The organism is Nocardia sp. NPDC049190 (genome assembly GCF_040648115.1).
Lineage (GTDB): Bacteria > Actinomycetota > Actinomycetes > Mycobacteriales > Mycobacteriaceae > Nocardia.
Window position 1 is genome coordinate 116759 of sequence record NZ_JBEZDE010000011.1, and the last position, 23304, is coordinate 140062.

Consider the following 23304-nt stretch of genomic DNA (forward strand, 5'->3'; position numbering starts at 1 on the left):
CGGTCGAATGCGGTGGCCCCGGTGGCGATATGGCACATGCTGGAGCAATGGCGATCCTGCTCGCGCTGGTATCGATGTGCTCGACGCTGCTCGGCGGGTTCGTCGCGCTGCGGATCGGGGAGCGCAGGCGGTTGGTACTCGGGTTGGCGGCGGGCGTGATGCTCGGGGTGGTCTTCTTCGATCTGCTGCCCGAGGCGCTGGCCGAGTCGGTGCAGCCGGTGCACGGGGTGCCGGTCGCGCTGGTCGCGACCGTGGCCGGTTTCTTCACCGTCCACCTGATCGAGCGGTCGATGGCGGTCCATCGCGGGCACGAAGGGGAGTACGGGGTGCATGCGCACCGCTTGCAGTCGATGGGGCTGCTCGCAGCGTCCGGGCTGGTGTTCCACAGCCTGCTCGACGGCATCGGGATCGGGGTCGGATTCCAGGCGGGGGCGTCGGTCGGTGTCGCGGTGGCCGTCGCCGTGATCTGCCATGACTTCGCCGACGGCTTCAACGCGTTCACTATTCCGACGCTGTACGGCAACGCCCATACCCGGGCGCTGGTGGTGCTCGGGCTCGATGCGCTGGCGCCGGTGGCGGGCGCGGTGCTGGGCACTGTCATCCACGTGCCGGCCGATCTGGCCGCGCTGTATCTGGGGTACTTCGCGGGAGTCCTGCTCTACCTCGCCACCGCCGATATTCTCCCCGAGGCGCACGCCGGTCGGCCGTCGCGCTGGGTGTTGCTGTACACGGTCGTCGGCGCCGCACTCATGTTCGTCGTCGCGGCGCTGAACGATTGATCTCAGGTCCAGCGGATACGTGCGAGCCGTGACGGGGCGTGCGGTCGTCGGCCGACCGAGCGTTGTCGACCGGCCGTTGGATAAGAGTTCGCCGATCGCGGTCTGCCGGACGGCGCCGAGGTAGCCGTGATCGCGGTACCGGATTCCGTGGGCCGACAGAGCTCTCACGGTGTGGGCGGTGTGTGAGTGCTGGAGAGACGGTTGCCTAATCGGCTGAGCCACTTCCGGTGCGGCCGCCTGGGCTGCGGCCGGTCGACATGGATATCTTGCTGGACGTCGTAACGGCGGATATACGCGCTGGAGAACGCCTGGACCGTCGCCGTCACCGGAATGGCGAGCAGCGCACCGGTCGGGCCGAGTAGCGCCGCGCCGGCCAGCACCGCGCCGAAGGCGACGGCCGGGTGCATGTTCAGTGTGGTCGCGGTGATGCGCGGTTGCAGTACATAGTTTTCGAACTGCTGGTAGAGCAGGATGAAGCCGAGAATCCACAGGGCCGTCGTCGGGCTGTGCACCAGTGCGACGATCACCGGAAGCGCACCCGCGAGATACGTGCCGACGGTGGGGATGAACTGCGAGACCACGCCGACCCAGAGCGCGAGCGCGAACGCGGAGGGAACGTCCAACACCCGCAGTGCGATGTAGTGCGCGAGTGTCGCGATGAGCGCGAGCAGACCGCGCGAGAAGATGTAGCCGCCGGTCTTCGCCACCGCGATGTCCCAGGCGCGCAACACATGTCGTTGTCGACGCGGCGGTAGGAGCGAGCACACGGCGTGGCGGAAGTGCGGGCCGTCGGCAGCGAAATAGTAGGTGAACAGCAGGATGCCGAGGCCTTGGAAGATCGCGCCGAGCGCGGCGGTGCCGATGCCCCACACATTGCCCGCCAACCCGGTCAGGTAGCCCTCCAAGCTGGAGCTCCAGTCGGTGGCGTACTTCTCGATGTCGGTGCCCGACAGTTCGGAATTGAACGTGTGGTTGATCCAGTCGACGACCTGATCGACGTACTCGGGCGCGTTCTGCACCAGTGTAGTGACCTGGTCGACCAGTAGCTTGCCGAGCGTCCACCCGAATGCGATGACCAGGGCGATCAGGGCCAGGAACACCAATCCGGTCGCGGGGCCGCGGCGCATCCCACGTCGGGCCAGCCAGTTGACCGCGGGCTCGATGGCGAAGGCGAGGAACAGCGAGACGAGCAGGACGGTCAGCAGGCCCTGCAATTTCTGCAACACCCAGAAGCCCGCGACCAACCCGGCGACCGTCGCCGCGGCGAGTAGGAACGCACGCAGCAACCACGGCGGTGGGCCGTTGGGCTCATCGGCGGTGACCGCCGCCGGGTCTGCGGGCGAGCCGCCGCGTTGTGTCGTTTCGTCCTTTTTCTCCGCAGACACACGGTCAACGTACCCATGCCCCGACCGGTTCGCGGACCGACATGCGCGAGCGCGCCGATCGGGCGACGTGTGTCACATGGTCGCGACGTCGATGACGAACCGGTAGCGCACGTCGCTGGCCACCACGCGGTCGTAGGCGCCGTCGATCTCATCGGCGGAGATCAATTCGATCTCGGCGCCGATGCCGTGCTCGGCGCAGAAGTTCAGCATCTCCTGCGTCTGCGCGATACTGCCGATCGTCGAGCCGGCCAGTGAGCGCCGATAACCGACCAGGGTGAAGGGCCGGACGCTGAACGGGTTCTCGGGGAGGCCGAGGATCACCAGGGTGCCGTCCAGGTTCAGCAGGCGCAGGTAGTCGTCCAGCGGCAGATTCGCCGAGACGGTATTGAGAATCAGATCGAACCGACTGCGCAGTTCCCGGAAGGTCTGCTTGTCACTGGTTGCGTAGTAGCTGCTCGCGCCGAAGAGCTTGCCGTCGTCCTGCTTGCTCAGCGAGTGACTGAGCACGGTGACCTCGGCGCCCATGGCCGCCGCGATTTTCACGCCGACGTGCCCGAGCCCGCCCATGCCGATGATCGCGACCTTCTTGCCCGGCCCGGCGCCCCAGTGCCGCAGCGGTGAGTACAGCGTGACGCCCGCGCACAGCAGTGGGGCCGCGATGTCGAGCCCGATGCCATCGGGGATCCGGACGACGAAATCCTCGGTCACCACGACCTGCGTGGAGTAGCCGCCGAGCGTGTGCCCGCCGGGCTGCACCGCGCTATCGACCGCGCTGTTGTAGGTCATCGTCGCGCCCGCGGTGCAGTACTGCTCTTCGTCGGCGAGGCACGCCACGCAGACTCCGCAGGAGTTCACCATGCACCCGACGCCGACACGGTCGCCGACCTGATGTCTGCTCACCGCGGACCCCACCGCGGCGACCACGCCCGCGATCTCGTGTCCCGGCACGCAGGGGTAGGTGGTCGCGCCCCATTCGTTGCGCGCGGTGTGGATGTCGGAGTGGCAGATGCCCGCGTACTTGATGTCGATCAGCACATCGCGCGGACCCAGGTCCCTGCGCTCGATCGTGACCTTCTCGAATGAGCCGTCAGGCGCGGATACGGCATAAGCGGCAGCTGTCCTCATGGATATATGCATACCGTCGCATAGGTGCGGGTGCCAAAACCAACGCGGAACCGGCGCGCCGGATCCGGTGTCGGCCACCGCCGCGGGCGATGCGGATCCGACAAACGCCGTGCTTCGCGATCCGCGGCGAAGATCTCCGGACCACAATGGAATTGGTCAGCGGTTCAGCCGAAACGGGAGAACCATGGGCAAGCAGGTGATCAGGGGACGGTCGGGTGGCGGACGCATCCTCGTGATGATTGTCACCATCCTGCTGGTCGCGGCCGCTTTCCTCGACTATCGCGGCGAACCGTCGAGCCGGACCGGGTCCGAGGCCGCGGCCGCAATCGCGCCGGTCCCGTCCGACCCGCTCGATCCGGCGTCCGTCACGGCGGCCATGCGACCGGCGCTGGTCAACATCAGCGCGTCCACCAAGCCGTTCGGACTCGGTGCGGCCGGCTCCGGCATCGTGCTCAGCGCGGACGGCGAAGTGCTCACCAGCCATCATGTGATCAAAGGCGCGGACACCGTGACGGTCACCGATGTGGGCAACGGCAAGGTCTACGACGCCGTGGTGCTCGGCTACGATTCCGGCGCCGACATCGCGGTGCTCGATCTTTCCGCCGCGTCGGAGCTGGCCACCGCCACCCTCGGCAACTCGGCTGACCTGCGGGTCCACGACGAGGTGATGGCGATCGGCAACGCGGGCGGGACCGGCGGCGCCCCGACCGGCGTCCAGGGTCGTATCACCAACCTCGACAGCGCCATCGTGGCGCTCAACGTCGGCGATCTGTCCCGGAAGACGCTCAGCGGCATGGTGGAGGTAGCGGCCGGGGTTACCTCGGGCCAGTCCGGCGGGGCGCTGGTCGATCGGAAGGGAGCCGTGATCGGCGTCATCGCGGCGGCATCGGGCGAGTCGACCGGCGCGGACGGTCACCCGGCGAACGGCTATGCGGTGCCGATCGACACGGCTATGCGGGTGGTCCGCCAGATCAGATCCGGGACCTCGACCGACACCGTGCACGTCGGCCCGACCGCCACCCTCGGCGTGATCACCTCGAACGCGTTGCCTACCGGTACCGGCGCCCGCGTGGACGCCGCGGTCCACGGGATGCCCGCCCATACTGCCGGACTCGGTACCGGCGACGTGATCACCTCGGTCGACGGTCGGGTTATCGACACCGCCCATGCCCTTCGGGTCGCCCTGAACGGGCATCGACCGCACGACACCGTCCGCCTGACCGTCACCGGCGCGGGCGGACCGCGCACGCTGGCGGTGGTGCTGGCCGTAGGCCCGCCGAACTGATCCGTCGGATCAGGCCAGCGACAGCCAGTAGTCCTGGAAGCGCAGGAACACCAGCAGCAGGACGACTGCGTAGAACAGCGCGACGATGGTCCACCGCCACTGGGCGATCACGCCGAGCGGGCCGCGTGCTCGCCCCCAGAGTTGGTCGGTGATCACCGCGAGCACCGGCGTGATGATCGCCCAGACGACCATGCAGTACGGGCACAGCGCATTGATCCGATAGAAGCTCTGGAAGATCAACCAGCAGATGAAGCCGACGCCGACCGCGGTGCCCAGCCACAGGCCGCCCCAGATCCAGCGCGGGAAGCCCACCCCGGCCACCGACAGCACACCGAGCGTGACCACGACGGAGAACCCGACGACGCCGATCAGCGGGTTGGGGAATCCGAATGCCGCGGCCTGGTCGGTCACCATCACCGATCCGCAGGACAGAATCGGATTGATACTGCACGACGGTGTGTAGCCGGGATCGGTGAACAGCTTGAACCGTTCGACGGTCAGCGCCACCGAAGCCAGCCAGCCGGCGAGCCCGCCGATCAACAGAACCCACGCCGCCCGTGGCGCTGCGGTGATCACTTGGCCGCGGCGGCTATCGCGGGCGCGAGACCGCCGGGGGTGAAGATCTCCTGGTTCGTTTCGATCTTCCTGCCGTTGACGAAGACCGACGGGGTCGACTGGATGCCGCTTTCCATCACGTCCCTGGTACGAGCCTGCACGTACTTGTTGTACTTGCGGTCGGAGACGCACTGGGCGAGCGCGGCGTCGGTGTAACCGGTGTCCTTGGCGGTCTGGATCATCTTGTCGTCGGGCAGGCCGGTGCCGCCCTCGGGGGGCTGCTGGGCGAACATCGTGGAAAGCCAGGCCAGGTATTTCGTCGGGTCGGACTCGGCGACGCAGTAGGAGGCGTTCGCCGCGCGTGAGGAGTACTGCGTGGTGGAGGCTTTGTCCAGGAAGGCGATGATGTTGTATTCGACGGCGGCGGTGCCGTTGTTCACCGCGTCGGCGAGCACCTGTGCGTTGGCCGCCTCGAAGGCTTTGCACGCGGGGCACTGCAAGTCGGCGACGACGCGGACGGTGACCTTCGCGTCCGGCTTGCCGATCCGGATGGCGCCGTTGTCGGTGATCGACCCGACAACGCCCGACGGGTTCGGGGTGGCAGTCGCGGCGATCGACGGGGTGGGCCCGGGATCGTCCTTTCGTGCCTTTTTCACGGCGATACCGATGCCGATCGCCGCGACCAGCGCTATGAGGACGGCGGCGACGGCCACCTGGATGAAGATATTGCGGTTGCGGTCGGCGCGTTCCGCCGCCAGCAGCGGATTCTTCTTCCCACCCGGTTTCCTGCTCACCGTGAGTTCACCACGCCTTTCGCTTGCCTGCCGGTTCCTGCCGCCACGATGGTAGATCCGGAAATACATCCCCGGTTGATCGGGCCACGGCCCACATCATCGTGGGTGAACCTGAGAGGCAGCGAAATATTGGGTGTGCAGCCGCGTGGTGTCATCGACCCGGTCGGGTCGGCGAACGCGCCCTAGAGCCGCGTGAGCCGCCGCTGCTGCTCTTCGACGTCGAATTTCGGCGGAGGCCAGTCGAGGTCCAACCGCCCCAGCGCGTCGATGAGCAGTTCGGTGACCGCGAGTCGCGCGAACCACTTGCGGTCGGCGGGCACGACGTACCAGGGCGCGTGCTCGGTGCAGGTGCGATCCAGCATCGCCTGGTACGCCTCGTGATAGTCGGGCCAGAACGCGCGCTCGTCGATGTCGGACGGGTTGAACTTCCAATACTTGTCCGGGCGCTCCAGCCGTGCGGCCAGCCGCCTCTTCTGTTCGTCGAGCGAAACGAACAGGGCGACCTTCACCAGCGTGATGCCTTCGCCTGCCAGTTCGCGCTCGAAGGCGTTGATCTCGTCGTAACGCGACTCCCACACCGTGCGCGGCACCAGGTTGTGCACCCGCACAACCAGGACATCCTCGTAGTGCGACCGGTCGAACACCCCGAGCTGACCAGCGCGCGGCAGCGCCTCCCGGATGCGCCACAGATAGTGGTGGCGCTTCTCCTCCGCGGTCGGCACGCCGAATGCGGCATGGTCGACGCCCTGGGGGTCCACCGAGCCGATGACGTGCCGGACGATGCCGCCTTTGCCCGCGGTGTCCATGCCCTGCAACACCAGCAGCACGCTGCGGCGGTCGCCGGAGCGCCCGTTGGCGTACAGCTTCTCCTGTAGATCCGACAGCACCAGGACGCGCTGCGCGAGCAGCGCGGTGCCCGACAGCTTGTCGCCGGTAAACCCCGGCAGCCCGGAGGTGTCCAGCTCGGCGATCCGCAACCCATCCGCCTTCAGGGCTTCGGTAGCCGCAACAGCCCATAGCTTCGCCATGCCCTACACCTAATCACTGATCGCGAGCACGACATCGAGAACCGGCGGTGACAAGCCGGCACCCATCCACCCACGGTGCGCCCGTCCCGTCACACCCCGGCGAGGCGCAGGAGTTGTGCGGCGAATTCCTCGTCGGAGATCGGAGTGAGGACGAGGTCGTGTGCGGTGGCCAGCAGATACCGGCCGTCACCGGTGAAGTCGAGCCAGGTGCGGTGGCGAGTGGGCGGCGACATCGGGTTGTCCGGTTCCACGGTGACGGTGATGAAGCCGCGTGCGTCGACCGGTTTGCGCAGGGTCTGGCGGAATCGCGCCGCGCCGCGCTCGCTGTTGGTGGTGACGGCTTCGGTATGGTCAGCGCTCAGTACCGCTTCTTGCGGCTCGCGCATCGGGCCGAGCCGCCCCGGTTGCGCCGAGCCGATGATCTGTACCAGGCGTTCCCCGAGTGCGCGTGTGTGGCACATCAGGACGGACACGTTGTCGGGGGTGGCGACCAGAATGCCCGCGTGGTTGTGCACCACTGCCGCGAAAGCCAGAATCCGTTCGGGGTCGCCCACGGCGTCTTCGTTGTGCGAGGCTGTCGAGCGCTCGCCGGAGATAGTGATCGTGGTGGCGTCGCCGCGGGCGCAGAGCATCAGCGCGGCAGCCAGGTCCGGGTCCGTCTGGCGGGCGAATCGCTGTGGCAAACGCAGCGCGCGGTAATCCGATTCGGTGCGCACGGCGGCCGACGGGACCATGTTGATCGGATACGGTCTCCGGTCCAGGCCTGTCTCGTTCGCCCAGACGTGCGTGAATTCGTCCGGGGTGAGCACCCATTTCACCGTGTGCCGCCTCCGCGGACGGGGCCGGGATCAGGCGACACGTCATTGTCTGCCGCCGGACCTTCCTGCGGCCGAGGAAACTGGGGAACATGGTCGCCGGAGGCAGGCATGGTCGGGGTGTAAACGTAGGTCATCGTGTCCCGGACATCCGCCTCGATGTCGGCCGCCGCACTGTCGTGATCCATCCTACGTTTTCCGCCGAACACTGCCTCGGCAGCCGGGTCGTCCAGCGGCCGATACCGCTGCGGCGCCGGGATCGCGCTCCGGACCGTTTGCGCGGCATCGCCATTCAACTCCATCAGGCGCGCCACCGCGCGACACACATCGTGCGCCTCGGTGCTCGCACGGACGAAGTCCCTTGTCGCACGCGCCGCGGCGTCCGCGGCGCGGCCGGACCAGCGTGCGAATTCGCGGTTCGTGGCGTCGGAAAAGGCGTGGAACGCTTCGGCGACCGCGTAGGCATTCGCCTGCCACGCCTCCGCGGTCCTGCCGAGTGCGGCCGGATCGAGCTCTTCGTGCACCAGTTCCCAGATCTGCTGATGGGTATAGGCGCCGAACAATTCCCGATCCGGCGCGAAGGCGGGGTCGATTGCCCCGCCGGTGAATCCGGCCAGTTCTCGCCGGATACCGTCGGCGGCGGCGCGGGCCGCGGAGTCTGCCATGTCTTCCCCCTCAGTCGATCTCGGCGCGGACGGGCGTGCTCATTACGGCGCCAGGTACTCGGTGACCAGTCGCAGCGCCGCCTGATTCGCGGCCTCGGCATCGGCGAACCGGTTGGCCGCCGCCAGGTACGCGGCCTTGAACAGCAGCGCCGTCTCCTGGAACGCGGCGAGGGTGTCCAAGTACTGCTTCCCCTTGTCCGCGAATCCGCGGGTGAGGCCGTGTCCGGTCGGTAGATCGGGGAAGCCGGTCACGGTGGTGACGAGATGTCCGTCGGCCATGGCCCGCTGCAGGTCGTCGACCAGTTTGTCGCATGCCGCGGCGAGGTTTTCGGCGACCGCGGTGTCCAGTTCGAAGGGGGCGCCGCCGCCTTCGCCGATGGCCGCCGCGTACAGCTTTCGTGCCGTCTCCTGCCCGGTTTCGGGTACAGCCATCGGGAAGCCCCTTCCGCTCGGTCCTGCCTGTACCGCGCTGTACTGGTTCGGCAACTCTAGCCCTCGGTAATGCCGTGTGGGACAGGGTCGGTACGGGCCTTCGGTGCACGGCCACGGCGTTGTTAGACTGGTCGGTGGTCGGAGGGCAGTGTTCGCGGCGGAAGGCGACCGGTGGCCGAAATCGACGATGTACTCCCGAAATATCTTCGAATCTCGCGGTATCTCCGCGACCGGATCGAGTGCGGTGAGCTTGCTCCCGGCGCCGAAGTACCCTCCGAGCGGGAACTCGCCGCACGCTGGAAGGTTGCCCGTCCCACCGCGGCCAAGGCACTGAACGTGCTACGGCGGCAAGGCGTCGTGGAATCACGCCGCGGGTCGGGAACCTACGTGGCCGATCGCGCTGCCCTGATGCGGGAGCACGAACCGAGGTATCGGACGTCTTTCGCGGCGAATGAGTCGGTGTCGGCGCTGGAAACGGCGGTTGTCGCGGGCCCGCGCGTGGTCACCGATGCGCTCGGCCTGTCCCGGGACAGTGCGGTGATCATGCGAAAGCGGTTGGTCGCCAACGACTCCGGTCCAGAATTGGTGACCTCCTGGTTCCCTGGTCGGTTCGCCGAGTCCGCCGTTCGGCTGCTGGACACCGAGCGATTGCCCGGCGGAACGCTGGGCTATCTGGAGTCCACCCTCGGGCGTGGCGCCGTGATGGTTCGAGAGCGGGTCTCCGCGCGCTTGCCGACGGCCGCCGAGCGCCGACATCTCACGCTGCCGCGCCCTGCCGCGGTATTGGTCCGGCACCGCAGTATCCATGACGCCGACGGGGTGGCAATCGAGTTCGACGAGGTGATCCACCCACCCGGCCACTGGGTACTCCAGCATGAGTATCCCACCAGCTCAACGGTCATTTTCCGCCGTTGACACCCGCGGATCGCCAGTGGCATAGTCCACTTGTCGGAAGTGTCGAAGGGTGGGGAGTGCGCGATGTCCGATCAATTGACTATCGGTAGTTGGGTCATGGTGGGGCAGCAGTGCTCTGTCCGATTGGCGCCGCAGACCCGAGACAATTGCCTTTCCTTCCTCTTCGAAAGCAGCGGAACAGAATTCGAACTCGCCCTGTCCCCGGATATCCTCCGCCGTATGGCCGCCCTCGGCGGGGTGTCTCCAGCTCCCTGACCGTCCGTCCCCGTGACGCCGTCGCATACCGCGGGTGTGGTGGCCGGGCTGGAGCGAAGTGCGACGGCCCAGGGTTCGACACTGTTCGTTCGCTCGTCAGCAAGACGACAGCATCGGCCGCAGGGGCTGTTCCTGTCCGTGTTCACCACATGTCCTGCCGCTCAGGCGCGTTCGACGGTGATGGTCATGCCGGCCGCACGCAGTCGATCGGTAAGGGCGTCGCCCATGGCCGCGGCGGGCGTGAGGATCCCCGCCTGAGCGGGCTGCCGGTCGGAGTCGAACGCAAGGCACAGCCCGCTCTCGCCGAGCAATACTCTGGTGGCTTGGTAGCCGGGGTCACCGGCGCCGGAGAAGGTCGACACATACTTCGCGCCCGAACTGGTATGCGCGAACGTCTTCATGGTGAACCAGCCGCTTTCGCGGACCTGCGCGCTCGGTCCGGTGCCCGGCTCGGGCAGCACACGGTCCAGCAGTTTGCGGCCGGCGGACGTCCTCGACAGCAGTGCCCCTACGGTCATGCCCGCGACGATTCCGCCCGCCATGCCTGCCGCGACCAGCGGCGCGACCCGCGACTTCCCCGCGCTCATCACCTCGCGGTAGCGGAAATTCTTGCCGTACACCCAGCCGAGTAGCCCGTTGGTCCGGCGCACGATCTTGGTGTTGTGCGAGGCCATCACGAAAGTGCTCACCCAACCATCCAGACTCGGGTCGATCGCGCTCGCCCGCGACAGTGCCTGATCGGACTGACGGCCCACATCCGGATCCATCGACTTGTCCGGGCTGAGCGAATACGGGTGTGACAGCACCGATCCCTTGGCCGGGTCGGCAGCGATCGCCTCCATCATGGCTCGCCCGGAATCGATGGTGCCACCGCTGACCCCACCCTTGAGCGCGGCCACCAGAGTGGTGTCGGTGAGTTCGCCGGTGTTGTCCTCGAGCGTGCGGCGGTAGAGCTGGTACACGCTCAGGTCAGACGGAATCGAGTCGTAACCACAGGAATTCACGATCTTCGCGCCGGTCTGGACGGCCTGCTCATGGTAGGCGTCGATGGCGTCGCGGATGAACAGGGGCTCACCGGTGAGGTCGGCGTAGTGAGTTCCGCTCTTGGCGCATGCCGCGACCAGGGGCAGCCCGTAGCGCAGATACGGGCCGACGGTCGTGACGACTACCTTGGTCCGCGCGGCCAACTCGTCGAGCCCGGCCTGATCGGTCGAGTCGGCCACCACCAGGCCCCAGCCGGCGGCTTTCGGCCCGAGTTCGTCGCGCGCGGCGGTGAGCTTGTCCAGCGATCGCCCCGCCAGCGCGATGCGGGCCGATTCCGGTGCGGCGCCGACGAGATACTGCGCGGTCAGTGTGCCGACGAAACCGGTCGCGCCGAACAGGGTGAGGTCGAATTCGCGAGTGTCTGCCATGGTTTCCGTTCTGGGGTCGAGCCGCCTGTTCCGGCGGCTACTTCGTGGAGTGCCCTCGCACCCGCACCCGCGCCCGCTTCGGCGCGAAGGCCGGATGGTTGACGAGCCAGGCCCGATGCGCAATACCCAACTCGGTGACCGGTGGTTCGTCGTAGAGCCATTCCCTGGCGATGCGATGCCAATTCGCGGTGGATCCGAGCTGGCCGAGCATGCCGAAGGTCAGAAAGTCCGCGCGGCGGGAGAACAGGTGCTCCGGCGGTAGATTCTGCTGTTTCATGCCGGTGAACTCGCCGGCTCTCGAGTCGACCGCGAGGAGGAACGCGCCGCTGGCCAGCTCCGGGGTGATCGTCAGTTCCTCGTCGATCAGACACCATTCCGATGCGGCCAGCACGTAGTCCAAGCACTCCTCGGCGCCGATCTCCTGCGGCGAATCGATCACGCCGCGCTGGATCATCAACTCCCGCAGATCCTCCGCGCGATCCTCGGCGGCAGCGCGCAAGCAGATCAGCTCGAACCGCACGTGTTCGGGATCCATTCGATTGAACAACCCGAAATCCAGAAAGCCGATCCGGCCATCGGCGGCGAGCAGCACATTGCCCGGATGCGGGTCGCCGCAGAACTCGTTGAACGTGAACAGTGAACCGACGTAGAACCGATAGAGGATCTCGCCGATCCGATCGCGCTCCGCGGCCGGCAGTTGCCGGATCTCCTCGAACCCCTTGCCCGCCAGATATTCGGTGACCAGCACCCTGGGGGTGCTGAGTTCCGGCAGTGCGCGCGGCACGACGATGAACGGATGCCCGGCGTAGAGCTCGGAGATCTGCCGCTGGGTGGCGGCCTCGGCCTGATAGTCGAGTTCGCTCTCCATGTTCAGCCGTAGTTCGTCCAGCACGGCGGGCGTCACCCACGGCAGCGCGGACTGCAACACGCGCCGGAACATGGTCAGGTTCTTCAGATCCGCGCGCACCGCGGCGTCGATGCCGGGGTACTGCACTTTCACCGCGACCTGCCTGCCGTCGTGTAGCCGCGCCCGGTAGACCTGGCCGATCGAGGCGGCGGCGATCGGCTCGGACTCGAACTCGCGGAACACCGTGTCCAGCGGCCCGCCGAAATCGTCCTCGATCACCTGGCGCATCGCGGTGAAGGAAACCGTCGGCGCCGCGTTCCGCAGCACGGCAAGGCGCCTCTGGAACCGCTCCCGGTGGTCTTCGGGCACCAGATCCAGGTCGAGCACCGACATCATCTGCCCGAGCTTCATCGCCACGCCTTTCATGGTGCCCAGCACCATGACCACCTGTTCGGTGGTGCGCAGCATGGACTCCTCGGCCATTTTCGCTCGGACGGCGTCGGACCTGCCCCGCATGGTCAGTCGCGCGCGTTGGGTGCGAAGCACCGATCCGGCCGCGACCGCACCCAGCTTGGTGCCACGAGCAAGCCGTGAGGTCGGTACTTGCTTCGCCATCGAGGTACCTCCATTGGTGCCGCGGTCGGAGCGATGGGCGCGCTGGTGGTAGCTCCCGTGCGCGCACAGCGTCCCGCACGACCCACCACCGAGGGCGGTGCGGGTGGTGCGGCAGCGCGCTCGGCCCATCGCTCGGGATTCAGACTAGCCAACGCTTCGGAAATGTCGAGCCGGATGATGAACTTTTGCAAGCAGTCCAGCTAGCACCTGGACGAACCGCCGTCGAGGCGAACGATCAGTTCTCCGCGGCCGATTCCGAGGCAGGCAACTGGTGCGGTTGCGCGTTGAACGTCGCGGGCGAGCCGCCCGCGCGTGCCATGCCCTCGATAGCGCTCCACGCCAGCATGGTCAGGTAGTCGATCACGTCCTCGCGGGCGAGTGACTTGTTGGTCGTCCACCAGTGTGTCGCCAGCTGAATACCGCCGACCAGTACATACGACGCCAGTGCGGCGCCCTCGGTCTGGATGCCGCGTTCCCGAGCGCGATCGGTGATGACTGTGCACACCACCTCGGCGAAGAGCTTCTCGAACTCCGCGAGTGAGGACTGGTCGGCCGAACCGTTGCCCATGATGAAGCGATAGACCTCGGGGTCCTCGTCGACGGTGCCGACGTACTCGGCCAAGGCCGAGCGGACCAGTTGGTACTCGTCGGCTTCCAGGCTGATCGCGCCGTACACCTTCGGCATCAGCGTGGTTTCGATGAACCGCTGCATGGTCGCGTGGACCAGGTCGTTCTTGTCGGAGAAATACCGGTACAGGACGGTTTTGGAGACGCCGATCTCGGCGGCGATCTCGTCCATCCCCGCGGTGCTTCCGCGGGCCCGCACGGCGGCCAGGGTGCCGTCGACGAGCTCCTCACGGCGATCGATCTTGTGCTGCCGCCACCGGCGCTTGCGGCCGTCCATCCGGCCGCCGCGCACCGCCGACGGTCGCTCGGCGAACTCGCCGATGTCGACAAGGTCTTCGGTGGACAGCGTGAGCTCCCTCGTTCGTCACTGGTTCGGCCGCTACCAGCTTATGTCCCGGCAACCGGTGATAGGGGTGATTGGGGTCCGGATGCGGTAGGAACCACACCGTCGGCGCGTGCTGCGCACTCGGCGGGTCGAGATTCCGGCGTGAACCCGCCGCAGTCTGTGGGGACAGCAGAATGGGTGCATGCAGAAAGTTCCCGGCAACACCGCGGTTCTGGACAGCTCCGCCGCGCCCCTCGGCCTCGCCGCGGTGCTCGACGAGGCGGCCAAGCGGCGCGACCTGTGGCGGATGAAGGCGTTCGCCACCGGCCTGCTCGCGCTGGCCACGGCGATCTATCTGTTCTGCCGGTGGATGGAGTCGCGCGGAGCGGGCGGGGACTGGGTCGGGTACCTGCGGGCTGCCTCGGAGGCGGGCATGGTGGGCGCGCTGGCGGACTGGTTTGCGGTGACCGCGCTGTTCCGGCATCCGCTCGGCCTGCCCATTCCGCACACCGCGATCATTCGGAAGAAGAAAGACCAGCTCGGCGCTAGTCTCGGTGCTTTCGTCGGTACGAATTTCCTCGCGCCGGAGGTGGTTTCGGCCAAGCTGCGCTCCGCGCAGGTTTCCTGGCGAGTCGGGCGCTGGATGGCCGATCCACGGCACGCCGCCAGGGTCGCGCAGGAGAGCTCGACGATCCTGCGCGCGGTGGTCGGCGTGCTGCGTGACGAGGACGTGGAGCAGGTCATCGACAACACCATCGTCAAGCGGATCGCCGAGCCGCTGTGGGGCCCGCCGATCGGGCGGGTGCTCGCCGAGTTGCTCGCCGACAACCGGCAGCTTCCGCTGCTGGACATGCTTGCCGAACGCGCGCACCAGTGGGCGCTCGGTTCGCAGGAGACGATCGACCGGATCGTTTTGCGGGACGCGCCGCCGTGGGCCCCGAAATTCGTCAACATCCTGCTTTCCGAACGGATCTACCGTGAGTTGGTCGAGTTCACCTGGAAGATCCGCTCCAACCCGGAGCATGAAGTGCGCCACGCAGCGAATCGGTTTCTCGAGGATTTCGCCGACGACCTGCAACACGACGAGGCCATGATCAAGAAGGCAGAGCGGATCAAGTCGCAGATCATGGGTCGCGAGGAAATCACCGGAATGGCCGAGGCCACCTGGCGTGCGGCCAAACGGCTCATCCTGGAATCGGCCGATGATCCCAACAGCACGCTGCGGCGCAAGGTCGCCGAGAACGTTCACCAGCTCGGTGAGCGGCTGCGCGACGACGCCGAGATGCGCGCGAGCGTGGACGGCTGGATCGACCGCGGCGCTCGCTATCTGGTGGAAAACTATGCGGGTGAGATCAGCACTCTGGTTACCGACACGGTGGCCAGGTGGGATGCCGAGGAAGCGAGCAGGAAGATCGAATTGCAGGTCGGTCGGGATCTCCAATTCATCCGCATCAACGGAACGGTCGTCGGTTCGCTTGCCGGACTGGCGATCTACACGATTTCTCATCTGATGTTCGGCGGCTGACCCGCGGCCGTCCGGTACTTGCGCGACTAGCGCTAGCAGAGTGCTTGCAATAGTTAGCACGCTGATTTAGAATCAACCCGTACAACCGCCAGAAGGTGAGTGATGGCAGACCAGCCCGAGGTTTCCACCGAGTACACCGGCAGCCCGGACGGGCGATCGTCCGGCGTCGGAGAACGAGGGGGTCGCGTCGTCAGTGCGGCGCATGACATCGGTGGCTTCATCAGGGCGCAGCGTGAAGCTGCGCAAGTCTCGCTGCGTCAACTCGCTCAGCTGGCGGGGGTGAGTAATCCGTACCTCAGTCAGATCGAGCGCGGATTGCGCAATCCGTCCGCCGAAGTACTCACGCAGATCGCGAAGGCGCTACGGGTCTCCTCGGAGGTTTTGTACATACGGGCTGGCTACCTCGAGCAGCGGCCGCACAGTCCGGTCCGGGATGCCCTACTTGCCGACGTCTCGATCAGCGAGCGACAGAAGCAGGTGCTGCTGGACATCTATGAATCGTTTCGCCGGGAAAACGGTGGGAACGAGGCATGGGGGGATGAATGGGACAGCGAAGTTCCGCGCACGACAACCGACACTCCGCCACGCCAGGAGAGCGAAACATCATGACCGAGAAGAACGCCATCGTGTCCAAGCCGCTGCTCGCCACCGTCGGGGCGGGCGATGCCCTCTACGCCGCAGTCAACGACGTGGTCGCGCAGGTGCGCGAGCGCGCGGGCTCTGCCGACGTGCAGACCCGCGTAGAAGAGGCGCGGGAGCGCTTCGCCACCGTGCCCGCCGATATGCAGGCCCGGGTGGGTGAGGCGCGTGAACGCTTCGCCACCGTGCCCGCCGATGTGCAAGCCCAGTTCGAGTCGCTGCGCGAGCGGCTCGCCGGCCTGCCCTCGGAACTGCCCGAGGACTTGGCCGAACTGCGCGAGAAGTTCACTCCCGAGGAACTGCGCGCGTTGGCGGAGAAGTACTACCGCCAGGTGCTCGACATCTACGCCGACCTCGCGGTCCGTGGCGAGGAGACCGTCGAGCGGCTGCGTGCCAACCACCTGGTCGAGGACCGGATCGGCCGGGTCGAGACGCTGTACGGCGACGCGGTGAGTCGCGCCGAGGAAGTGCTGGAACGGGTCAACGGCCTGCTCGGCCGGCCGGCCAAGGCCGAGGACGCGGCCGAGGGCGACGAAGCGCCGGTCGTCGACGCCGAGGTCGTCGCGGTCGCCACGGAGTCCACTCCGGCGCCCGCCACGAACGGTGCGGCGAAGAGGGCTCCGACCAAGAAGGCTGCTGCGGCCAAGAAGGCTCCGGCGAAGAAGGCCGCCCCGAAGAAGCCCTGAGCCCGCGGTGGTGACTCAGTTGCGCCGCCCCCGCACACCCTGGTAGGCGGGGGCGGTGCTTCTATGATGAGTGGGTGAATATGGTGCACGGACTGACCGGGATGATCCTGCTGGCGCTGTGGCTGGCGGCGCTCGGTGCGACGATTTTCGCGCTGATCCACGCCGTGCGTCAGCGTTCCGACGCGTTCACCGCCGTGGACAAACTGACCAAGCCGATCTGGCTGGCGATTCTAGGGGTGGCGGTATTCGTGCTCCTGCTCTCGCCCGCGGGTCTCGGCTTGCTTTCCTTTGCTGCGATCATCGCGACCGGTGTCTACCTCGCCGACGTGCGACCGAAGGTAGACGAAATTCAGCGGGGTCCGCGCTGGTGAGACGCTGATTTCGGAGTAATTCGCGCAGGCTTGCACTGGCCGGCGGCACAAATCGGGCTTACTGTATCTAGCAGTAACACAAAGGAGTGTCCGATGCGTGCCCTACTGCCGACCGCGTTGGCGAGTTTCCCGGGCCTGCTCCGGGATCTGCGCGACGCACACCGCGCGAATCTGCGTTCGCGCAGCTACGACACCGCGGTGCTGAACCTGCCGACGGTCGCGCACGAGGTCATCCCCGTCCGAACCCGAGACGGTGCCCGGCTCCGGGTGCACGCCTATGGCGCGGCTGATCGCCCCGCCATCGTGCTGGTCCACGGGTGGACCTGCTGCATCGAATATTGGAATCCCCAGATCAACGCCTTCGCCGGCGAGTACCGCGTGATCGCCTACGACCAACGCGGTCATGGCGAGAGCACATACGGCTCGAGCCGGCTGAGCATCGATCTGCTCGCCGACGACTTGGCCGCGGTATTGGATGCCGCGCTGGCGCCCGGTCGGCGTGCCGTACTGGTCGGACACAGCCTCGGCGGCATGACCTTGCAGGCGTGGGCGGGGCGCTACCCCGACCGAGTCGCGAAGCAGGCGCTCGCGGCGCTGCTGACCAACACCGCGTCGGACCGGCTGATTCTCGAGACCACCGTGGTACCGCTGCTGAACCGGCCCCAGCGGCTGCTGCAACTGAAGGTGCCGCTGCCGTTCCTGTTTGGCAGGCTCGGCCTCGGCGCCCCGCTCTTCTTCCCACCCGTCGTGCCGGTGCGCCGGCTGTTCGCCCGCCAGATCATGAGCACCGCCGCGCGGGGAGACATAGTGGATTTCAGCATGGCGATCGTGCGGTCGTGCCCGACCCGGGTCCGCTCGAAATTCGGACTCGTACTGGCCCGGATCGACGTCAGCGAGTCCGCACGCAGCCTGGTGGTGCCCACCACGGTGATCGCGGGCGAGTTCGACGACCTGACGCCGTCGGTGCATTCCCAGCGGATCGTCGAGACGCTGAGGCAGAACGGTAGTTTCGTGCGCTACGAGGTGCTCCCCACCGGGCACCTCGGCAACCTGGAAGCCTACGAGCGGTTCAACGAGGAACTCCGGCGTGTGGTCGTCGCGGTGGACAAACACGGCCGGTCCGACATCGCGGGCTGACGCCGCTGATGCCACGGTGCGGCGGGCGCCGATTGGCGGTCAGGAGAACACCACCGTCCGCCGACCGTGGACCAGCACCCGCCCCTCCAGATGCCAACGCAGCCCACGGGCCAGCACGACTCGCTCGATGTCGCGGCCCTGGCGGACCATATCGCGGACGTCGTCGGCGTGGTCGATGCGGATGACGTCCTGCTCGATGATCGGGCCCGCGTCCAGTTCCGGCGTCACGTAATGACAGGTCGCGCCGATCAGCTTCACGCCGCGAGCAAACGCCTGATGATAGGGACGCGCGCCGACGAACGACGGCAGGAAGCTGTGGTGGATGTTGATCGCCCTGCCCGCCCAGTGCTCGCACAGGTGGGCGGGCAGCACCTGCATGAAACGGGCCAGCACCACCGCGTGCGGGTCGTGCGCATCCACCAGCGCCCGCACCTCCTCGAAGGCAGGCCCGCGCTGGGCCGGATCCTTGGCGAACGGCACGTAGTGAAATTTCACGCCGTGTGCCTCGGTCATCGCCGCCAGATCCGGGTGGTTGCCGATCACTGCTTCGATGGTGGCGGGCAGCTCGCCGCTGATGGCGCGTCCGAGCAGATCGTGTAGGCAGTGGCCGTCCTTGCTGACCAGTAGAACGGCGCGGCGCCGCTGGCTCGAGTCGAGCAGTTGCCATTCGGTCGCGGTACCGAGACCGGCTGCCACACCCGCGAACCGGTCGCGCAGTTCCGCGAGACCGAACGGCACCGTAGCGGCTTTGATCGCCTGGCGGGTGAAGAACCAGCCGATATCCGGGTCGGAGTGGTAACCGGCCTCCACGATCGAGCCACCGAACTCGGCGATGAACGACGTGATCCCGGCGATGATGCCAGGACGGTCCGGGCAGCCCAGGGTCAGCACGTACCGGCGGTCGTCCTGGATGGGTGGAGCGGAACTCATGACTCCATTCTCCCAGGTGGGCTGTGTTGGATTTGCCGCGCCTTCGCGCGGCGGGTTCGCGGCCCCTTGATGTCTCGCGTCCGACCGTCCGCGACTCGCGACTTCGTCGCATGCGCTGCGGACGGTCGGACGCGAGACGGGCCGCGAACGGCGCTCGGAAGCATCTCGCGCCGTGGCTGGCTTGGATGTCAGGGAGTGCGCCGACGGGTGGTACTCGCTGGTTGTGCGGGGCGGATTCGGTGCTACGCACGAAGGACGCATTGCTGTCCAGGCTCGCGGCGGAGGCGGAGGCGGAGGCGGAGGCGGAGTTGGGTTGACTTGCCGAGCTGTTGTGCCGCGGCACCTGTTCCGATATTTACCCGGGCTGGCGAGTGGCTGCGCGATGGTGTCGTGCTGACCGAGCAGGTCGACGAGGGCTGCTCGGGACGAGTCAGAGGTCGTAAAACGGCTCCGCGTAGCGGAATTCGCCGGCGATCTGTACGTCGTAGGCCGATAGCGGCCGAACATGGAAGTGGATGGCCCAGTCCGGCTCGTCGGGGGTGATGCCGAGCCGGGCGGCGGGGACGAAGCCGAAGCGCAGATAGAACTCCAGGCTGCCGAGTACTCCGATCAGCGGTTCGTCGAGCGCGTCGGCGGCGCCCAGGGCCGCGTGCATGAGCGCTGAGCCGACCCCGGCGCCCTGATGGTCGGCGAGCACCCCGATCGGTCCGAGCGCCAGCACCGGGAAAGGGCCGACCACCGCTCTGGTCAGGCACAAGTGGCCGATCACGGTGTCGCGCTCGATCGCCACCATCGACAAGGTGGGCATCCAGCAATCGTCGCTGCGCAGCTGGGCGATCAGGTCCACCTCGGGTGGTTCCACGCTGCCATCGACCGCCGATGCGGCGGTATCGATGCGATCGGCGTATTGCGGTCCGAACGCGCTGCGATGCACCGCCGCGATCGCAGTGGCGTCGTCAGCATGTTCGCGACGGATCAGCACGGTCGTCTCCTCCCGAACGAAGTGGGGCCCTCATCCGCACACGTTAGTCACCTCGACCGGGTGTCACTCGTCTCGACTTGCCACCAGCTAAGAGTGTGCGGGATGCGCCGCCAGGCGCGCAATGGAATTCGTCCTCGGTGTGCCAAACTCTCACTCCATGGCAAGTTCCGCGTCGCTCACCAGAGCCGAAGTGGCCGACCTGATCGACCACACCCTACTGGCACCGGAGGCGACGATCGCCGATGTCACCGCGCTCGTCGAGGACGCACGTGCCCTCGGCGTCTTCGCGATCTGTGTGTCGCCGTCCATGCTGCCGGTGCGCGCGCCGGGGCTCGCGGTCGCGACGGTCGCCGGATTCCCCTCGGGCAAGCATCATTCCCTGGTGAAGGGCGCCGAGGCGCGACTCGCGGTCGATCAGGGCGCGGACGAGATCGACATGGTGATCGACATCGGCGCGGCGCTGGCCGGTGACTACACAGCCGTGCTCGCCGACATCGTCACCGTGCGCGAAGCGGTGGGCGATCGGGCATCGCTCAAGGTGATCATCGAATCCGCCGCGTTGCCGGACGCCGCGATCGTCGAGGTGTGCCGGGCCGCCGAGCGCGCCGGAGCCGATTTCGTGAAGACCTCCACGGGATTTCACCCCGCGGGCGGCGCGAGCACACACGCGGTGCGGTTGATGGCGGAAACGGTCGGCGGACGGCTCGGCGTGAAGGCCAGCGGCGGCATCCGCACCGCCGAGGCGGCAGCCGACCTGATCGCGGCCGGCGCAACCCGGTTGGGCCTGTCGAAATCACGCGACGTTCTCGATGGCTTCCCACCCTGACTCGGTCGTCGTCGAATCTCGAGGGGCATACCATCCAGGACGGATCTCGCGGTCGCCAGGCGCTACTCGTCAGGAGACCGGTGGGGTTCAGCAGCGCACGTTGGTGTTTTCGGTGCTGGCGACGGCGGGTAGCTCGGTACGGCCACCGGCAAGCTGGACGGCCAGGCCGGAGTCGGTGACTTCGATCTCGGTCGGCTGAAGGCCGAGGGGGTAGCTCTGCAGGCTTTGGGTGAACATGTCGACGATGCTTTGTGCCAGGTCGGCAGGAATGCCGATGCCGAGCAGTTCGGCCGACATCGTTTCCACCTGAACGACGCCATTCTGGATCTGCGGCTTCACCTGCAGTTCGGCGAGACCGCCGAGCACCTTCAGCGTGAGCATGCCCGAAGCCGGCGAGGAACTCACGCCGCTGACCAGGCCGCCGAGCGTCTCCCGGATGCCCTCGTTGCTCCAGGTGACATCGGCGGAGGAACTGCCGATCACGCCCCCGCCGCTGGTGTCGGCGACATCCACGTCGTGCAGAGTCGCATGGACGACCATCCCGATGGCAGGGCCGAACTTGGTGTCGGCGCTGTTCACCCGCACGGTAGGCACCTTGCCGTCGATCCAGGTGAGCAGCATCGGCTTGGGACCGAATCGCACGTCGATCTTCGACCCCAAATCCTTCTCGAATTGAGCGCTGATGCACCGTGACACCGTGTGTCTGGCGTAGGCCTCGCCGCCGATCAGGATGGTGGCGAGCAGAACAGCGACCACGGTCAGGGCAATCAGCAGCGCTCGCCGGTTGAACATCATGGTGGACCGAGTTTTCGTATCCATGGACCAGATTCTTCCCGAACTTTCTGTGTCGTCTCTGTGGGGCCATTGAGGGGTTCGAATGTGACATGTGACACAAATATCGAGCGTAGCCTGGTGCGCATGGCTGGCGATGCAGCGGCCCGCACGATCGAATCGGCGGAGCAGGGATGGCGTGTTCTGCGACGATGGGCAGGTCGGCACGCCGGTTTCTTCACCACCCGGCAGATGCTGCGCACCGGATGTGCGGCTCGGGTCGGGGCCGGGCTCGGCGACGGTTCGGTGATCAGGGCCGGGGCGGGCGTGCTGCGCCTGGCCGGGTGGCCGGAGGGTCCGCTCGACGAATACGCGATGTGGGCGGCGTGGTTCGACGGCGCCGCGGCCGTCTCGCATCAGAGCGCGGCGGAGTTGCACGGACTCGGCCGGCTGCGCCCCAGGTTTGCGCACCTGTCGGTCGGTGTCGCCCGTCCTCCGGCGCCGCCGCCACTGGTGGTCCTGCGGCGCTCGTTGGCCGCCGGCGATGTCGAGTCGGCCGGTCCATTCCTGGTGACGACGCCGGTCCGCACAGTGCTCGACCTCGCCGAAGCCGATATCGGCCAGGCCGCGCTGGACGAGGTGGTCGCCGACGCGGTCGCCATCCACCGCTGTGCAGGCGAGGAGATCCGCGATGCGGGAGCGCGATTGTCGCCGCGCGCGGCCACCAGGGTGTACCGCGCGCTCGCCGTGGCGTGAAGGCGCGCTGCGTCAACGTTTATGGCGCTGTCCGCCGAACTCCAGACCGGCGGCCGGCCCAAGGTCATCGACGATGACTCGCTCCGCCCTCGCCCTGAAAGACAATGGCATCCAGGTCCCGGACATCGCGAAAAACTCACCATCGAGACCGGGAAGAACGCAGGCGAATCCCCGTCCGTCGCCTCCCTTTACCGGACGTTCGCAGAAGCCGAACACACCGACGCGGACGACGGCCTGCCGATCCGGCCGAAATCCGGATCGATGACACCGATTCGTCGGGCCGGGTGAGCAGCGCGCGGGCCATGGACCTGTGCTCACGACGATGAGCTCCTGAGGGGACTGGGGTCGTCAGGTGGTGATGGGTAGGGGATCACCTGGTCGGTGTGGCACAGGCATATGCCGTGTTCTGCGGCATCGATGTGGGAAAAGGCGAACACCACGCCGTCGGTCCGGACGTGAGTGGCCGGCGGGTGTTCGACAATGCGCTGCCTAACGACGAATCCCGGCTACGAGCGGTGTTGGACCAGTTCGCCGCTCACGGACCTTTGTTGATCGTGGTCGACCAACCCAACACGATCGGTGCGGTACCGGTCACCGTCGCCCGCGCCTGCGGCCATGACGTGGCCTATCTGCCCGGATTGTCGATGCGCCGTATCGCCGACCTCTACCCGGGCCATACCAAGACCGACGCCCGCGACGCGCACATCATCGCCGACGCGGCCCGGACCATGCCCCACACCCTGCGGCGAGTCGACCTCGGTGATGAACCCTCACCGAACTCGGTGTTCTCGTTGGCTTCGACGACGACCTCACCGGTTCTGG

Annotated in this window: 24 protein-coding genes and 1 pseudogene; 11 read left to right on the top strand and 14 right to left on the bottom strand. The window is 67.0% G+C overall.

Annotation, left to right across the window (positions count from 1 at the left end):
• The first annotated feature begins 47 nt into the window (after positions 1 to 47).
• On the top strand, positions 48 to 779 hold the full coding sequence (locus AB0B25_RS12615) for a ZIP family metal transporter (protein WP_357177578.1): 732 nt from the start codon (positions 48 to 50) through the stop codon (positions 777 to 779).
• A gap of 164 nt (positions 780 to 943) precedes the next feature.
• Here the strand turns inward: AB0B25_RS12615 and AB0B25_RS12620 are convergent, their stop codons facing one another.
• Both AB0B25_RS12620 and AB0B25_RS12625 read right to left on the bottom strand, forming a co-directional pair.
• Complete coding sequence (locus AB0B25_RS12620) at positions 944 to 2164, bottom strand: AI-2E family transporter (protein WP_357177579.1); 1221 nt, start codon at positions 2162 to 2164, stop codon at positions 944 to 946.
• 72 nt (positions 2165 to 2236) lie between these two features.
• On the bottom strand, positions 2237 to 3289 hold the full coding sequence (locus AB0B25_RS12625) for an NAD(P)-dependent alcohol dehydrogenase (protein WP_357177581.1): 1053 nt from the start codon (positions 3287 to 3289) through the stop codon (positions 2237 to 2239).
• A 184-nt stretch (positions 3290 to 3473) separates the two neighbouring features.
• Here AB0B25_RS12625 and AB0B25_RS12630 point away from each other — a divergent pair, with 184 nt between their 5' ends.
• The gene (locus AB0B25_RS12630; RefSeq protein WP_357177583.1) at positions 3474 to 4574 is read left to right on the top strand and encodes a trypsin-like peptidase domain-containing protein; all 1101 of its coding nucleotides are present in this window, start codon (positions 3474 to 3476) and stop codon (positions 4572 to 4574) included.
• Positions 4575 to 4583: 9 nt separating this feature from the next.
• On the opposite strand, the gene AB0B25_RS12635 is transcribed toward AB0B25_RS12630, so the two are convergent.
• The 6 genes from AB0B25_RS12635 to AB0B25_RS12660 all read right to left on the bottom strand — a co-directional run bounded on the left by AB0B25_RS12635 (position 4584) and on the right by AB0B25_RS12660 (position 8863).
• Positions 4584 to 5150, bottom strand: coding sequence for a vitamin K epoxide reductase family protein (locus AB0B25_RS12635; protein WP_357177585.1), 567 nt, complete (start codon positions 5148 to 5150; stop codon positions 4584 to 4586).
• On the bottom strand, positions 5147 to 5923 hold the full coding sequence (locus tag AB0B25_RS12640) for a thioredoxin domain-containing protein (protein ID WP_357177587.1): 777 nt from the start codon (positions 5921 to 5923) through the stop codon (positions 5147 to 5149). The genes AB0B25_RS12635 and AB0B25_RS12640 overlap by 4 nt, the downstream gene beginning before the upstream one ends.
• A 182-nt stretch (positions 5924 to 6105) precedes the next feature.
• A complete protein-coding gene (locus AB0B25_RS12645) occupies positions 6106 to 6951 on the bottom strand; it encodes a polyphosphate kinase 2 family protein (RefSeq protein WP_357177589.1) in 846 nt (281 codons plus the stop codon).
• 89 nt (positions 6952 to 7040) lie between these two features.
• The gene (locus AB0B25_RS12650; protein WP_357177591.1) at positions 7041 to 7769 is read right to left on the bottom strand and encodes an ESX secretion-associated protein EspG; all 729 of its coding nucleotides are present in this window, start codon (positions 7767 to 7769) and stop codon (positions 7041 to 7043) included.
• Complete coding sequence (locus tag AB0B25_RS12655) at positions 7766 to 8431, bottom strand: hypothetical protein (protein WP_357177593.1); 666 nt, start codon at positions 8429 to 8431, stop codon at positions 7766 to 7768. The genes AB0B25_RS12650 and AB0B25_RS12655 overlap by 4 nt, the downstream gene beginning before the upstream one ends.
• A 42-nt stretch (positions 8432 to 8473) precedes the next feature.
• The gene (locus AB0B25_RS12660) at positions 8474 to 8863 is read right to left on the bottom strand and encodes a hypothetical protein (protein WP_357177595.1); all 390 of its coding nucleotides are present in this window, start codon (positions 8861 to 8863) and stop codon (positions 8474 to 8476) included.
• Between the two features lie 171 nt (positions 8864 to 9034).
• Between AB0B25_RS12660 and AB0B25_RS12665 the strand changes: the two genes are divergently transcribed.
• Positions 9035 to 9778, top strand: coding sequence for a GntR family transcriptional regulator (locus AB0B25_RS12665; protein ID WP_357177597.1), 744 nt, complete (start codon positions 9035 to 9037; stop codon positions 9776 to 9778).
• Positions 9779 to 10194: 416 nt separating this feature from the next.
• Here the strand turns inward: AB0B25_RS12665 and AB0B25_RS12670 are convergent, their stop codons facing one another.
• The 3 genes from AB0B25_RS12670 to AB0B25_RS12680 all read right to left on the bottom strand — a co-directional run bounded on the left by AB0B25_RS12670 (position 10195) and on the right by AB0B25_RS12680 (position 13811).
• A complete protein-coding gene (locus AB0B25_RS12670) occupies positions 10195 to 11445 on the bottom strand; it encodes a saccharopine dehydrogenase NADP-binding domain-containing protein (RefSeq protein WP_357177599.1) in 1251 nt (416 codons plus the stop codon).
• A gap of 37 nt (positions 11446 to 11482) precedes the next feature.
• A complete protein-coding gene (locus AB0B25_RS12675) occupies positions 11483 to 12907 on the bottom strand; it encodes an AarF/ABC1/UbiB kinase family protein (RefSeq protein ID WP_357177601.1) in 1425 nt (474 codons plus the stop codon).
• 235 nt (positions 12908 to 13142) lie between these two features.
• Positions 13143 to 13811 (bottom strand): TetR/AcrR family transcriptional regulator, encoded by a 669-nt coding sequence (locus tag AB0B25_RS12680; protein WP_357069929.1) that lies wholly within the window; start codon positions 13809 to 13811, stop codon positions 13143 to 13145.
• A 250-nt stretch (positions 13812 to 14061) separates the two neighbouring features.
• On the opposite strand from AB0B25_RS12680, the gene AB0B25_RS12685 reads away from it, so the two are divergent.
• The 5 genes from AB0B25_RS12685 to AB0B25_RS12705 all read left to right on the top strand — a co-directional run bounded on the left by AB0B25_RS12685 (position 14062) and on the right by AB0B25_RS12705 (position 18217).
• Entirely contained in the window at positions 14062 to 15384 is a 1323-nt protein-coding gene (locus AB0B25_RS12685) for a DUF445 family protein (protein ID WP_357177603.1), read from the top strand.
• Between the two features lie 102 nt (positions 15385 to 15486).
• A complete protein-coding gene (locus tag AB0B25_RS12690) occupies positions 15487 to 15993 on the top strand; it encodes a helix-turn-helix domain-containing protein (protein ID WP_357177604.1) in 507 nt (168 codons plus the stop codon).
• A complete protein-coding gene (locus AB0B25_RS12695) occupies positions 15990 to 16709 on the top strand; it encodes a heparin-binding hemagglutinin (RefSeq protein ID WP_357177606.1) in 720 nt (239 codons plus the stop codon). The genes AB0B25_RS12690 and AB0B25_RS12695 overlap by 4 nt, the downstream gene beginning before the upstream one ends.
• An 80-nt stretch (positions 16710 to 16789) precedes the next feature.
• Entirely contained in the window at positions 16790 to 17080 is a 291-nt protein-coding gene (locus AB0B25_RS12700; RefSeq protein WP_357177759.1) for a DUF2516 family protein, read from the top strand.
• A 93-nt stretch (positions 17081 to 17173) separates the two neighbouring features.
• Complete coding sequence (locus AB0B25_RS12705) at positions 17174 to 18217, top strand: alpha/beta hydrolase (RefSeq protein ID WP_357177609.1); 1044 nt, start codon at positions 17174 to 17176, stop codon at positions 18215 to 18217.
• Between the two features lie 39 nt (positions 18218 to 18256).
• On the opposite strand, the gene purU is transcribed toward AB0B25_RS12705, so the two are convergent.
• A complete protein-coding gene (gene purU / locus AB0B25_RS12710) occupies positions 18257 to 19147 on the bottom strand; it encodes a formyltetrahydrofolate deformylase (protein WP_357177612.1) in 891 nt (296 codons plus the stop codon).
• Positions 19148 to 19577: 430 nt separating this feature from the next.
• Positions 19578 to 20129, bottom strand: a complete 552-nt coding sequence (locus AB0B25_RS12715) for an N-acetyltransferase (RefSeq protein ID WP_357177615.1) — start codon at positions 20127 to 20129, stop codon at positions 19578 to 19580.
• Positions 20130 to 20286: 157 nt separating this feature from the next.
• Here AB0B25_RS12715 and deoC point away from each other — a divergent pair, with 157 nt between their 5' ends.
• The gene (gene deoC, locus AB0B25_RS12720; protein WP_357177618.1) at positions 20287 to 20955 is read left to right on the top strand and encodes a deoxyribose-phosphate aldolase; all 669 of its coding nucleotides are present in this window, start codon (positions 20287 to 20289) and stop codon (positions 20953 to 20955) included.
• A gap of 87 nt (positions 20956 to 21042) precedes the next feature.
• On the opposite strand, the gene AB0B25_RS12725 is transcribed toward deoC, so the two are convergent.
• Positions 21043 to 21774 (bottom strand): DUF2993 domain-containing protein, encoded by a 732-nt coding sequence (locus AB0B25_RS12725; protein WP_357177620.1) that lies wholly within the window; start codon positions 21772 to 21774, stop codon positions 21043 to 21045.
• Between the two features lie 99 nt (positions 21775 to 21873).
• Between AB0B25_RS12725 and AB0B25_RS12730 the strand changes: the two genes are divergently transcribed.
• Together AB0B25_RS12730 and AB0B25_RS12735 are read left to right on the top strand one after the other, a co-directional pair.
• Entirely contained in the window at positions 21874 to 22482 is a 609-nt protein-coding gene (locus AB0B25_RS12730) for a hypothetical protein (protein ID WP_357177623.1), read from the top strand.
• A gap of 383 nt (positions 22483 to 22865) precedes the next feature.
• A pseudogene (locus tag AB0B25_RS12735) lies at positions 22866 to 23299 on the top strand (IS110 family transposase); the annotation flags it as partial.
• Between the last annotated feature and the right edge of the window lie 5 nt (positions 23300 to 23304).